General features: G+C 38.9%; 11 protein-coding genes. 7 read left to right on the top strand and 4 right to left on the bottom strand.

Annotated features, from left to right (window positions below):
* Positions 1–57: 57 nt before the first annotated feature.
* The 6 genes from radC to KO513_RS07540 all read left to right on the top strand — a co-directional run bounded on the left by radC (position 58) and on the right by KO513_RS07540 (position 5783).
* Positions 58–756: a RadC family protein gene (gene radC, locus KO513_RS07565; RefSeq protein WP_215912904.1), complete on the top strand. Its 699-nt coding sequence runs from the start codon at positions 58–60 to the stop codon at positions 754–756.
* A 125-nt stretch (positions 757–881) separates the two neighbouring features.
* Positions 882–2129 (top strand): polysaccharide deacetylase family protein, encoded by a 1248-nt coding sequence (locus KO513_RS07560; protein WP_252735708.1) that lies wholly within the window; start codon positions 882–884, stop codon positions 2127–2129.
* The gene (locus tag KO513_RS07555) at positions 2122–2811 is read left to right on the top strand and encodes a YjjG family noncanonical pyrimidine nucleotidase (protein ID WP_215912902.1); all 690 of its coding nucleotides are present in this window, start codon (positions 2122–2124) and stop codon (positions 2809–2811) included. Before KO513_RS07560 ends, KO513_RS07555 begins: the two co-directional genes overlap by 8 nt.
* A gap of 55 nt (positions 2812–2866) precedes the next feature.
* On the top strand, positions 2867–3412 hold the full coding sequence (locus KO513_RS07550; RefSeq protein ID WP_215912901.1) for a hypothetical protein: 546 nt from the start codon (positions 2867–2869) through the stop codon (positions 3410–3412).
* Complete coding sequence (locus tag KO513_RS07545; protein WP_215912900.1) at positions 3409–4839, top strand: DUF5723 family protein; 1431 nt, start codon at positions 3409–3411, stop codon at positions 4837–4839. Before KO513_RS07550 ends, KO513_RS07545 begins: the two co-directional genes overlap by 4 nt.
* A gap of 83 nt (positions 4840–4922) precedes the next feature.
* Positions 4923–5783, top strand: a complete 861-nt coding sequence (locus tag KO513_RS07540) for a hypothetical protein (protein ID WP_215912899.1) — start codon at positions 4923–4925, stop codon at positions 5781–5783.
* Here KO513_RS07540 and KO513_RS07535 read toward each other — a convergent pair.
* A complete protein-coding gene (locus tag KO513_RS07535; RefSeq protein WP_215912898.1) occupies positions 5780–7057 on the bottom strand; it encodes a replication-associated recombination protein A in 1278 nt (425 codons plus the stop codon). The genes KO513_RS07540 and KO513_RS07535 overlap by 4 nt on opposite strands.
* 145 nt (positions 7058–7202) lie before the next feature.
* On the opposite strand from KO513_RS07535, the gene KO513_RS07530 reads away from it, so the two are divergent.
* Positions 7203–7946: a rhomboid family intramembrane serine protease gene (locus KO513_RS07530; RefSeq protein WP_215912897.1), complete on the top strand. Its 744-nt coding sequence runs from the start codon at positions 7203–7205 to the stop codon at positions 7944–7946.
* Between the two features lie 35 nt (positions 7947–7981).
* Here KO513_RS07530 and rlmB read toward each other — a convergent pair whose 3' ends face one another.
* From rlmB to KO513_RS07515, 3 genes are all read right to left on the bottom strand, one after another.
* Positions 7982–8728: a 23S rRNA (guanosine(2251)-2'-O)-methyltransferase RlmB gene (gene rlmB / locus KO513_RS07525; protein ID WP_215912896.1), complete on the bottom strand. Its 747-nt coding sequence runs from the start codon at positions 8726–8728 to the stop codon at positions 7982–7984.
* A 91-nt stretch (positions 8729–8819) separates the two neighbouring features.
* Positions 8820–9617: a prolyl oligopeptidase family serine peptidase gene (locus KO513_RS07520; RefSeq protein WP_215912895.1), complete on the bottom strand. Its 798-nt coding sequence runs from the start codon at positions 9615–9617 to the stop codon at positions 8820–8822.
* Positions 9618–9625: 8 nt separating this feature from the next.
* Positions 9626–12352 (bottom strand): T9SS type B sorting domain-containing protein, encoded by a 2727-nt coding sequence (locus KO513_RS07515; protein WP_215912894.1) that lies wholly within the window; start codon positions 12350–12352, stop codon positions 9626–9628.
* Positions 12353–12408: the final 56 nt, after the last annotated feature.

Here is a 12408-nt window from a genome sequence, read left to right as displayed (position 1 = left end):
TGTTTATTTCATCGGTGATTGAACTCTTTAAAATTAAGAGTTTGCTATATTTATATCATGCATGAAAAACCAGCCTCGTTTTCGATTAAAAATTGGTCGGACGATGATAAACCACGAGAGAAATTAGTCCATAAAGGAAGGTCGGTATTATCCGATGCCGAATTAATCGCAATTCTCATTGGCTCGGGAAGCAGAAACGAAAGTGCAGTTGAACTAGCAAAAAGGATTCTTGCTTCCGTAAACAATAACCTTAACGAATTAGGTAAACTTTCCATCAAACAACTCATGGCCTTTAAGGGCATTGGAGAGGCTAAGGCAGTAAGCATAGCGGCTGCTTTGGAAGTAGGGAGGAGAAGACGTGGTGAGGAAGCGCAGAAAATCAGTAAGATTAATAGCAGCAAGGATGTTTTTGATTTGTTGCAACCACAGATTGGAGAGCTACAACATGAAGAATTTTGGATTCTTTACCTAAGTAATGCCAATAAGGTATTGCACCGTGCCCAATTGAGTAAAGGTGGGTTAACGGGAACTTTAGTTGACGTGCGGATTGTAATGCGTCAGGCACTGGAGCAAGGAGCTGTTGGCTTAATCTTGTCGCACAATCATCCTTCTGGAACGCTAAAGCCAAGTGAGGAGGACCGTAAGGTAACGCAGAAACTAAAAAGGGCCGCTGCGGCATTGGATATAAAAGTTTTGGATCATTTGATAATTACCCAAAAGGATTATTATAGTTTTGCTGATGAAGGTATTCTGTAAATTTGTAGTCTAATGTATAGCAGACACCCAAAAGTACATGCCACATTAGCGAACAAAAATTGAATCATTAGCAGGTTATGTTACTTATTTATACCCATAAGATTACGTCGCGTTTCAGGTACACCATGAAACAGGTCTTTACGCGCATATTGGGTATTGAGGTTTCATTTACCACTAAAGTAGAGGATTTTATAAAACACTCTGGAGCAAAGATCACGTATACCAAGCAGCCTCTGCAGAACGAGTTTTTCGTTAGGAGTAATGACCTTCTTTTTGAGCAAGGTATAAACAATCTTCAGATATCCGTTAGCGATTGGGATGGAGTTCCGTGTTTTTTTAAAGCAGGGGAACGTAGTAATCTGCCTTTTGATATATTTTCTGCCAGTTTTTATTTGTTGAGTAGGTATGAAGAGTATTTACCTCATGTAAAGGATATACACGAGAGGTTTCCCGTTAAGGATAGCTTGGCCTACAAACACAAATTTTTAAGGTCTCCCGTAGTTGATATTTGGGCGTACCGATTGCTAGAAGAACTGAAGCTTAAGTTTCCCGATTTAGAATACAAGCCCAAGAAATATCGTTACGTTTCGGCCATAGATGTTACAACGTCACATTGCTTTGCTTATAGGGGTGTGGTGCGGAGTATTGCCGGTTTTTTCTATGATTTAGGTTCTTTAAAATTCAAAAGAGTAGCGCAGCGTGTAAGAGTGTGGTTCAATGCCCATGAGGACCCCTATGATAATTTTTCGTTTTTGGTAGGCCTTCATAAAAAATATGGGGTAAAGGATATATTCTTTTTTCAGTTTGCAGATTATTCTACTTTTGATAAAAACGTTTCCCCGGATAATAATAAATTTCGATTTCTTATAAAATCCATCGCAGATTATAGTAAGGTAGCTCTGGCCGCGTCTTACAGCTCGTTCAATGAGATAGACCTTTTAAAAAAGGAAAAGAAAAAATTAACGGGTGTAATCAACAAGCCTATAAATGCTTCACGTTTGCGGTACAATAGGGTAGACCTTCCACATACCTATAGGAATTTGGTAGAAGCAGAGTTCGTAGATGATTACACCATGGGCTACACACATGAAATTGGTTTTCGAGCCAGTACGTGTACCCCTTTTTACTTTTATGATATTAACCTAGAGGTGCAACAGCCTATTAGAATTCATTCGTTCGCCTTTCATGATTATGCCTTTTCTAATTATACAAGTGATGACGGTATTCTGAATCAAGTACGTATTATTTGTGATGAAGTAAGGGCCGTTAACGGAGAGTTTGTCTCGGTTTTTTCCAATGAACTTTTAGGTGGTGAAGAAAAAATGGATTGGAAGAAATTTTACGAAACCGTATTACAACAGTGCCATGTTTAAGGATATAATTACAGATGTTTTTTTTGATTTAGACCACACCCTCTGGGATTTTGAAAAAAACTCCGCTCTTACCTTTGATAAAATTTTTAAGGAAAATCATATAGAAGTTGCTCTGCCCGATTTTTTAGAAGTATACATTCCGGCTAATTTTGCTTTTTGGAAACTGTATAGGGAAGGGAGAATAACTAAGGAAGCGCTAAGGTATCAACGTTTAAAATCGGTTTTTGATGATTTAAAGTATGGGGTTTCCGATGAAACCATCAATAGATTATCGGAAGAGTATATTGCCCATTTATCGTCCTTTAATCACTTGTTTCCCAATACCATTTCCATTCTGGATTATTTAAAACCCAAATATAAACTTCATATCATCACCAATGGGTTTCAGGAAGTTCAAGGAAGAAAACTAAGAAACTCTAACATTCATGCATATTTTGACCAGATTATTGATTCTGAAATGGCAGGTGTTAAGAAACCGGACCCGATTATTTTTAATCTGGCTCTAGAAAGAGCAAAAACAAGGCCCGAGACTTCCCTAATGATCGGAGATAATCTAGAAGCAGATATTTTGGGAGCACAGGCAGCAGGCTACCATGCCCTGCACTTTAATGCACATCAAGAACCAAAACACGATTTTTGTGAAATCATTGAGGATTTACACGAAATAAAAATCTATTTATAGAGTTATATAGGTAACGCCATAATTGCGCCAACTAAGGCCTGTATTAGGTATTACCATGATAAAATTACTTAAATCCATTTTACTTTGTACGGTTTGTTCCCTCACACTGTTTTCGTGTATAGAGGAGCAAGATTTTAACCAGTATGATGAGGTTGGGGTTACACCTACCTTAGAGGCGAGCATTCTTTATGTAGAAGCCCCTGAAGATTTGGTTAATGCAGTAAGTGGAGGGAATGTTTTTTCTCGGAATTTTAATTTTGATGCCTTTAGTTCGGACGTTTTTTCAAAACGGGTACTGGATGGAACCATAACCTATATTGTTGAAAATACGACGAGTAAGGAGCTAGAGGTTACTATAGAATTGCTTGATGCGGATGGGAACGTTCTGGATACTGAAATAATTCCTGTAGACCCAACGCCATCTTCTTTGCAGCGCGATGTAGCTTACGGAACCGCAGGACGTAGTATAGATATTATAAAGAACACCTCAAGCATTCGCGTAACGGCCAATAATTTGGGCGATACTACCAGTACTTCAAGTGAACCCGATCCCAAGGTTATTCTTAAATCTAGTGGAAAATTCAGAGTAGAAATAGAATGAGAGCCCCTAAACTACTTTTTATAGTCCTTTTTTGGGCATGCTTTACTATGTTCGGGCAGAACAAACAGCTGTTGTACGATTTTGTAGAGATTCCGCAATCTGCTATGGTCAATCCAGGTGTGGACACGGATTTTCAGTGGTATGCTGGAGTACCGTTGTTGTCAGGATTATCTCTCCAGGCGGGTTCTAGCGGTATTTCGGTAAACGATATTTTTGCCGATGACGGACGAAGAATAAATGACAAAATAAGGGAGCGTGCCATTTTTGGAATGAATGCCCGAGATGAGCTAAGTGGTACTTTTCAAATTGAATTTTTAAACTTTGGTTTTAGAGGTAAAAATCCTGATAATTTCTATACAGCAGGAATGTATATTGAAGGTGATGCCATAGGGTATTGGTTTCAAGATTATGCCATACTGGCTTTTGAAGGAAATGCGGACAGACTCAACCAACCTTTTGATCTTGGGCATCTGAAGACAAGAGGAGAGCTAATGAATGTGTTTCATATTGGCTTGAACAAAAAAATAGATAATGAACTTACCATTGGGGTCAGGGGTAAACTTTACTCAAGTATTTTCGATTTCAATTCTACTAAAAACAAAGGTACTTTTATAACCAAAGAGGGCGTAAACAATATCTACAGTAGTACTGTAGAGGCGGATATGCAATTACGTACTTCAGGGCTTAACGGGTTAAAAGATGCTGTAGATGATGGAACTGTTGGAAGTACCATTACAAAACGGGCATTTCTGGGAGGTAATCTTGGGGTTGGTGTAGATTTGGGCTTCACTTACCAACTTAATGACCAAACTGTCCTTACGGGAAGTCTTTTGGATCTAGGTTTTATATATCATTCCAAAGATATCCGAAGTTATACGTTAAACGGAAGAGCAACTATAGAGGGCATTGAGATAATTTTGCCGGAAGCAGCGGCAGACCCAAATGCCGATTTTTGGCAAAACCTTGTTGATGATGTAGAGGATTTTGTCCCTTTTGAAGACAATACAGACAGTTACATAGCTTTTAGGCCAACAAAGCTATACGGTTCTTTGCGCTATAACTTTGGAGAGCATGTAGACAACCGGGCAAATTGTGCCTGTGGTGTAAATGCCTCTAGTAACCGTGCACGGGCCAAAAATGTTAATAGTGTTGGTGGACAATTGTATGTCATAAGTAGGCCAAGAGGCCCACAGATGGCGCTAACCGGATTTTACCAAAGAAGGTTTGGTAACTTTATGAGTGTAAAGACCACTTATACCGTAGATAAATTTTCATATTCCAACATAGGTCTAGGCCTTTCCGTACAAGCGGGGCCGGTAAATATTTATGCCATGGCAGATAATTTGTTATCGTATCGCAATTTGGCAGATAGTAATTATGCTTCTTTTCAGTTAGGATTAAATATTATATCTTGGGGCAAGAAATGATATTGTAGTGCCAATTATGATCAACTTCAAGGTTTGGCACGCTTTTTTCATCTTCCTATTTACAAATATTAAATATAAAGATTGTGAAGCATATATTCCTGACCTGTTTTTTCATGGTAAGTCTCATAGGTATGGCCCAAGAACAACTTAATGACTATAAGTACATAATTGTTCCAAAGAAGTTTGATGGTTTTAAAAAAGTAAATCAGTATCAAACCAGTACTTTGGTGAAATTTTTATTTACCGAAGAAGGGTTCCAAACTGTCTATGAAGACGAGCTGCCCAATGAACTGAACAACAATAGGTGCCTAGGGCTAACCGCAAACCTTATTGATGATTCATCTATGTTTACAACCAAGGCCGGTGTGGTCTTGGAAAATTGCAACGGACAAGAAGTTTTTGCGACTCCTGTAGGTAAAAGTAAGGAGAAGGACTATAAATTGGCTTATGGGGAGGCCTTAAGGAATGCTTTTAAGGCGTTCAACACTATTAGCTACAAGTATAACGGTAAAGCGGATAAGACCGAACCTGTAACCGTGAGCATGAAAAATGATGTAAAGCAAATAGAGGAAAAAACGAGCTATGAGCCAAAAAATAAGCAACCAATGGTTCAGCAGGTGGCAACTCGTGAAAACCAAAGTTATAAAGATAATAGGCCGCAGCAATCCCATGTAAAAAAATCGGTTCAAGTGCCTAGTGTTGCTATAAAGGCTGAAGCGTCCGCAATGGGTACGTTATATGCCCAAGAAATTGCTAACGGATTCCAGTTGGTGGACAGTACTCCTAAAATTCAATTGAAAATTTTTAAAAGTTCATTGCCCGATTATTTCTTAGCTGAAGGCGAAGGAAAAAATGGAGTTGTTTTTCAACAAAACGGAAAATGGTATTTTGAGCAATATGTAGATGGAGCGCTTAAAACGGAAGAATTGACCATTAAATTTTAATGTTCATACTTACCCTTCCACCTGTTTTTTAAAAAATCTTTAATTGCATTTTCTCGGGAATTGTCTCCAGGCTGATAGAATGAGGTTCCTGATAACTCCTCTGGAAGGAACTCTACATTTACAAAGTTATTTTCATAATCATGCGCGTATTGGTATTCGGCACCGTATCCTAAATCTTTCATTAACTTGGTAGGAGCGTTGCGTAAGGGTAGGGGAACGGACAGATCTCCGGTTTCCCTGACTTTTTGCTGAGCTTTTTTAATCGCCATGTAGCTAGCATTGCTTTTTGGGGAAGTAGCCAAGTATACTGCGCATTGGCTAAGGATAATACTAGCTTCCGGATATCCTATTGTATTAACGGCCTGAAAAGCATTGTTTGCTATGACCAATGCGGTAGGATTGGCAAGACCAATATCTTCTGAAGCGGAAATAAGAAGTCTCCTGGCAATGAATTTTATATCCTCACCACCCTCAATCATTCTTGCGAGCCAATAGACCGCACCGTTGGGATCGCTTCCGCGGATGGATTTTATAAATGCCGAAACAATATCATAGTGTTGCTCCCCAGTTTTGTCATATAATACCGTATTTTTTTGAACTTTGCTCATAACGAGCGTATCCGTAACTTCTATAGTATCCCCAGGCTCGGAGTTTACAACTAGTTCAAAAATATTCAGTAATTTTCTTCCGTCACCACCGGACAATCGTATGAGGGCTTCGGTCTCCTTTAAATTTATTTTTTTTGACTTCAGGTATTTGTCCTCTTTAATGGCTCTTTTAAGAAGATTGTTTAGGTCTTCTTTTCCAAAAGCATTCAATATATAAACCTGACAACGAGATAGTAATGCGGGAATTACTTCAAAACTAGGGTTTTCTGTAGTGGCGCCAATTAGGGTGACCCAACCTTTTTCAACCGCTGCCAAGAGCGAATCTTGTTGCGATTTACTGAAACGATGAATCTCGTCTATAAATAAAATAGGATTTTTTGCAGTGAACAGCCCTCCACTTTTTTTTGCCTTTTCTATGACCTCGCGTATATCCTTAACCCCACTGTTAATGGCACTAAGGACGTAGAAAGGACGCTCGCTTTCCGTTGCTATGATATTGGCCAGGGTTGTTTTTCCTGTACCGGGAGGTCCCCACAGGATAAGGGAAGGTATAATGCCTCTCTTGATTTGGTTGGTTAAGGAGCCTTCTTTACCTACCAAATGGTTCTGGCTAATATAATCTTCTAAGCTTTTGGGGCGAATGCGTTCCGCTAAAGGTTCGTTCATAATACAAAAGTATAATAAAGATGTTAGAAGATGGTTTCTATAAAAAGGCAAACGAACTTTTTTAAGCACAGAAAGATTGTCATTCGTAAATGACGATTTAGCAGTCCATAAGCAGTTGGCCAACTTATTGCTAAATTTATACTATATGTCCGATAACACTTATTTTAAATTCACTAACAGTGTAATAATTGCCCCATTATTGGCGGTGATTTCTATTTGGACGGTGTTTTGGGTGGAATTACGCTTTAAAATCAACCTAAATGATTATGGTATATACCCGCAACGAGTTTCGGGCTTAAAAGGCATCTTATTTAGCCCTTTTATTCATGGCTCGTTGGAGCACCTTTATAATAATACTATTCCCTTAGTGGTCTTAAGCGCTTCACTATTTTATTTTTATAGACGTATAGCATTACGGGTACTGTTTTTCGGAATCTTAATTTCGGGACTATTCACGTGGGGGATAGGAAGACCGTCATATCATATTGGGGCCAGTGGTGTTATATACCTTTTGGCAAGTTTTATTTTTTTTAAAGGGATATTTACCAAACATTATCGTCTAGTTGCCTTATCCCTAATTGTGGTTTTTATATACGGGAGTATGCTTTGGTATATTTTTCCTGTGGAAGACGGAATATCTTGGGAAGGACATTTGGGTGGATTTCTTGGGGGATTACTACTGGCATTTGTACTAAAGACAGAAACCCCACCGGTAAAAAAATATGCTTGGGAAGAGGATGATTATGATGAAGAAGCCGATGCATTTTTACGGCAATTTGATGAAAACGGTAATTTTATAGAGAGTCCACCTGAAGAAATCAAACCGGAAGAAACCGTACAAATTACCTATCACTATAAAGAAAACAAAGAAACCGACTTTTTGGAATAAATTTGTAAAAATTGAACCTAGGTCTTACTTGGCTCCTATGATTTGGAGGAAGTTCTTTGTCTAACCGTTTCGTATAAAAATACGGCACAAGCAACGGATACATTTAGAGACTCAATTTCTCCTAACAAAGGTAGTTTGGCCAAATGATTAGCAGCTTTTAAAGTGGACGGAGAAATACCTCTGTCTTCAGACCCCATAATTATAGCCGATGGTCCGGTAAAGTTAATATCGTAAATGGAGGTATCTGTTTTTTCGGTAGCACCTACCACACTAATGCCACTTGCTTGAAGATAATAAACAGCATCCTTAATATGGTCTACTTTAGCTATAGGCACGTTAAAAGCGGCACCGGCAGAAGTCTTTATCGTATCTGCAGTTACAGGAGCGGCTCCTTTTTTCTGAATAATGATGCCATCTACACCGGTACATTCCGCAGTTCTGATTATTGCTCCAAAATTACGTACATCAGAAAGTTGGTCAAGTAGCAGAAATAAAGGGGCTTTTTTATCCGCAATGACAGACTCAACAAGTTCCTCTAGCTCATAGAAGGTAATTGGGGAGATATTGGCGACAACACCTTGGTGGTTGTTTTGTGTTAACCGGTTGAGCTTTTCAATAGGAACATAAGAAGTGTTGATACCATTTTTTCGAATCAAACCCTCCAATTCACGGGACAGATCACCTTTGAGGCCTTTTTGTACAAATACTTTGTCTATAGGTTCGTTAGCATTTATAGCTTCAATGACCGCGCGTATACCGTAAATTTGAGTTGTTTTATCCATGGGTGCAAATATAGGGTGTTAGAATACCAAATTATTAGATTCTGTTGTAAGAATAGTTAGTTAGGTTGAAAAAATAACGTTCGTGATAGTCTTATTCCCAGATTGAGGTCGTGACCCATAAAACAGCATCATCAAAGTATGGGGAATATTGACAAAGTTCGTTATGTGTTAGTCCGTTTGCTACCACAAATTCAATTTCGCTTCCCACTTCAACTGACTGTTCTACCCATGTCTGGGTTTGGGATAAAGGAAAGAGTTCATCATCTTCACCATGAATTACATATAAAGGCGAGTCAATTTTTCGGGCTTCACCATTTGAATTGGTTGTATTGTAGGAGCTAGCTAGTGGTATGCCTGCGCTAAACACTTCTGGTTGGGTTTCTGCAAAGAACCAGCTTCCTATGCCTCCGTTACTGTAGCCTGTTACAACGACTTTGTTTGAATCAATATTCCAATATTTTAATGCAAGGGTTACTATGCCCATAACTTGTGATTGATTAATAGGTTCAAACCACTGATATGTGCCGCCATTTGGACTGACAACAAAAGCATTGATTGATGATGTTGCACTTTCTAAATAACAGGAAGTGTTTTTGTGAGCATCAGGGCTGCCACCTGCGGCACCATGAAGGTTGATGAAAAGAGGTTTCTTTTCTTCGGAAGGCTTAGGAGCCGTTACTCGAAAATTCCAAAAAAGCCCATTTGGGACTTCTAATCTGAAGTCATTATTGCCTTCTTTGATTTTTAACTCGGAAAAGCTCTTATCAACGTCTTCGAAAGTAATTTCTTTAGGTTGAGGGGTGTCATCACTCGAATCTGAGCTACAAGACAAGAAAAGACCTGAGGCTAGTGTAATGATTAGAAGTTTGAATATTTTTGATAATTTCATAAGTTTTTTTAACGTTTAAGTGTAAAATGTCCTCTCACAACACGGCCATCTGCAAGGGTTAAACTGAACCAATAATCAGAAGATTCTAAGGTGCGTCCGTTATAGCTGCCGTCCCAACCCTGTGAGGTCGGCTCAATTTGAGCAAGGAGGCTTCCGTACCGATCAAAAATGGAGATGGGCTCTTTTGGTAATTGGGAGGAATCGAAACCTTGTATTTGCCAATAATCATTGTTTGAGTCGCCGTTTGGGGTGAAAAATTTTGGATAAGCCAAAACGGAAACTTTTTGCGAGCTAAGTCCGCATCCATTTATATTTCTCACGTATATTGTATGGGTTCCTGTCGGGACGTTTTGGAAAATATTGCTCGCTTGATAGTTGTTTTCATCGTCTAAACTGTATTCAAACGACCTGTTTCCATCAATTATAATTTCGACAGTATCATTTGACACTTTAACATTTTGTATGTTGGGTAGTTCTGTTTTTGTGACGGTAATAGAACTAGTTGCAGAACACCCCGTGTCATTGGTTACTCTTACTGAATAGATGCCATCTTCGGTAACGTTAATGGTTTCTGTAGTCTCGCCTGTCGACCATTCGAACGTGTAGTTGGCGTTTGGGTTATTTGTAATTCCGGAATATAGGATTGTTTCTTTACCAGATGTGCCACAGAGTAGTATGTCTTGGGTAGGTGCTATGTCGAATTCTTCAATTCGGATGTCAAATTTTCCAGACCCATAACAAATATTTTCGTTTTCTACTCGAGCATAAATAGTATTATTCCTTGAAACAAAGTTATCGGGTAGATAGTCGTTAGAACCAAGGAGGGCTTTGTTTTCGGTAAGGTAAAACTGAATGTTACTATCTTTCGAAAGGTTTAGTTGAGTCCGTATGGATTCCCTTTTTAAATCAAGATGAAACTCAGCAGTCGCATCTCCTAAGGCACATCCACTAAGGTCGGTAATGTCTAAAGTTAGGGCTTGTTTCACCTTTAATTTGACCTTGGCATAACTGTAGCATAAGCTGATTGGGTTTATTACCTTGGCTATCAATATCTCGTCAGGAACCGTATTTCTATATTCAAAAGGAAGTGCGTTGAGATTACTTGTGTCCATTTCTGCACTTTGTAAATCCTTGTAATAAAATACGTTTATAATTTGATTGGTATCTAGACTTACGGAAGAATTAATATTAGCAAGATTAAACTTCTCAATGCCGTTATTGTTTGGTGTATTGGTACATTGGTAATATTCAATTGTATTTGATGGCGTTTTTGGAGCGTCATAGATAGTGACGGTTTTTGTAATTGGATCGGATATGGTGCCACCTATTGTTTTGGTTAGCGTAACTGTATATTCCCCGGGTTGGGTGTAAACATGTTTTGGAGATTCTACATTTGATGTACGACCGTCACCAAAATCCCATGATACTGAATCGAATGGGGCATCACCTTGAATGGTAAATTGGGTTTCGTCGCGAAGGCAAACATTTTGAAATTCAAACTTCAGAAGAAACAAAGATTGAACATAGGGAGGGAGGCCTAACGCGGAAAATCTGCCGCCAAGAGAAATAGTGTTTGTTATATAATTGCAAGCAGTTCCTAGGGCTTCGGGGTTATTGATAACTGATAGGCTAGTGCCAGATGCACCTATCGCATATCCTGCACGATATATTTTTCCGTCAATAGCCAGTTGAAGGGCTCCAGCTACATTAGAAGAAGTGTTTACGTCTATGATAGATTGCCTGATGTTACTTGAAGATAGGTCAAATTGGTACAAAGAACTTCCTAAGGGACTGCCATCATCCTTGTAGTTGTTAACTGTGGTATATAACTTGGAAGATTTTGGAGAAAACTCAATTCCGTAGGGTATCTTGTTGCTTAATAAAACTTGCTCATTGCTTACCTTTCCAGTATTGGTGTCAAAATCGTATAAGAGGATTTTTCCTGTTTGTTTCTGTCTGTCAGGTGTTTTTGGCCCCGTTATGGTGCTGAAATTGGTCTGGCTATGGGCGATACCAACTTTTTTCCCGTCTGGGGATATTTTTAGGTAACCAATTCCATTTTGTTTGTATCCACTAGGGAAGGCCTCTACTTCGGTCATACTCTTAACCGGGCTTTCATGAACACCATCTTTATCGATTTTAAATGAATAAAAATAGCTGCCGAAGTGGGTTAAAACCCACGTGGACGTACCGTTTTCGTGCTGGACTGCGGTCAGTTTTTCCGAACATTTAAGATGTGATTCTGTTGGGTCGTTTGGATTGTAAGTGATAAGATGTATGTTTTTTTTAGATATTACAACGTCACCATATCCGTTGTTGAGGCTTAAATCCACAAGGGTGTAATTTAATCCGTAATTGATATCATCTTTTGGTTCAGGTTCGTTTACCGTGAATACATAATATTCCGTATGAGATCCGGTTTTTGGGACAATCAAAGCCGATTGTGTGCTCGATTCATGACCTAAGAGGCCTTGCCCATTTGGCATAATCTGATGAGTTTTGTCCCAAACTGTTATACCATCGGTGTAAAATAGGAGATTGCCGTTACTGTCCGAAATGGAGGCACACCCTTCATGTGTCATTAGTTTGCCGTCCAATAAGGGGGAGGGGTTACCTTCATTAAAATTTAAGCCGGCATTCTCTCCAAAATACCACCTGCTGGCTTCTCTTTGTGCAAAGACGCTATGAGAGCTGTATAGTGAAAAAAAGAATACCAATAGTCTTAAATACCACATTAGTACAATGTTGATTAATAAAAATAGCAAAAATTAATGAGCTAAGGTATAGTTAA

The organism is Zobellia sp. B3R18 (assembly GCF_018860715.1).
Taxonomy (GTDB): Bacteria; Bacteroidota; Bacteroidia; order Flavobacteriales; family Flavobacteriaceae; genus Zobellia; species Zobellia russellii.
The sequence above is the reverse complement of the archived record's forward strand: the minus strand, read 5'-3'. Positions and strand labels throughout refer to the sequence as shown.

What these genes read in the sequence shown, in the direction of transcription:
- KO513_RS07535 (WP_215912898.1), bottom strand. Translation starts at nt 7,057, where the DNA reads ATGAACGAACCTTTAGCGGAACGCATTCGCCCCAAAAGCTTAGAAGAT.
- KO513_RS07560 (WP_252735708.1), top strand. Translation starts at nt 882, where the DNA reads ATGAAACAGGTCTTTACGCGCATATTGGGTATTGAGGTTTCATTTACC.
- radC (WP_215912904.1), top strand. Translation starts at nt 58, where the DNA reads ATGCATGAAAAACCAGCCTCGTTTTCGATTAAAAATTGGTCGGACGAT.
- KO513_RS07520 (WP_215912895.1), bottom strand. Translation starts at nt 9,617, where the DNA reads ATGAAATTATCAAAAATATTCAAACTTCTAATCATTACACTAGCCTCA.
- KO513_RS07555 (WP_215912902.1), top strand. Translation starts at nt 2,122, where the DNA reads ATGTTTAAGGATATAATTACAGATGTTTTTTTTGATTTAGACCACACC.
- rlmB (WP_215912896.1), bottom strand. Translation starts at nt 8,728, where the DNA reads ATGGATAAAACAACTCAAATTTACGGTATACGCGCGGTCATTGAAGCT.
- KO513_RS07530 (WP_215912897.1), top strand. Translation starts at nt 7,203, where the DNA reads ATGTCCGATAACACTTATTTTAAATTCACTAACAGTGTAATAATTGCC.
- KO513_RS07545 (WP_215912900.1), top strand. Translation starts at nt 3,409, where the DNA reads ATGAGAGCCCCTAAACTACTTTTTATAGTCCTTTTTTGGGCATGCTTT.
- KO513_RS07550 (WP_215912901.1), top strand. Translation starts at nt 2,867, where the DNA reads ATGATAAAATTACTTAAATCCATTTTACTTTGTACGGTTTGTTCCCTC.
- KO513_RS07515 (WP_215912894.1), bottom strand. Translation starts at nt 12,352, where the DNA reads ATGTGGTATTTAAGACTATTGGTATTCTTTTTTTCACTATACAGCTCT.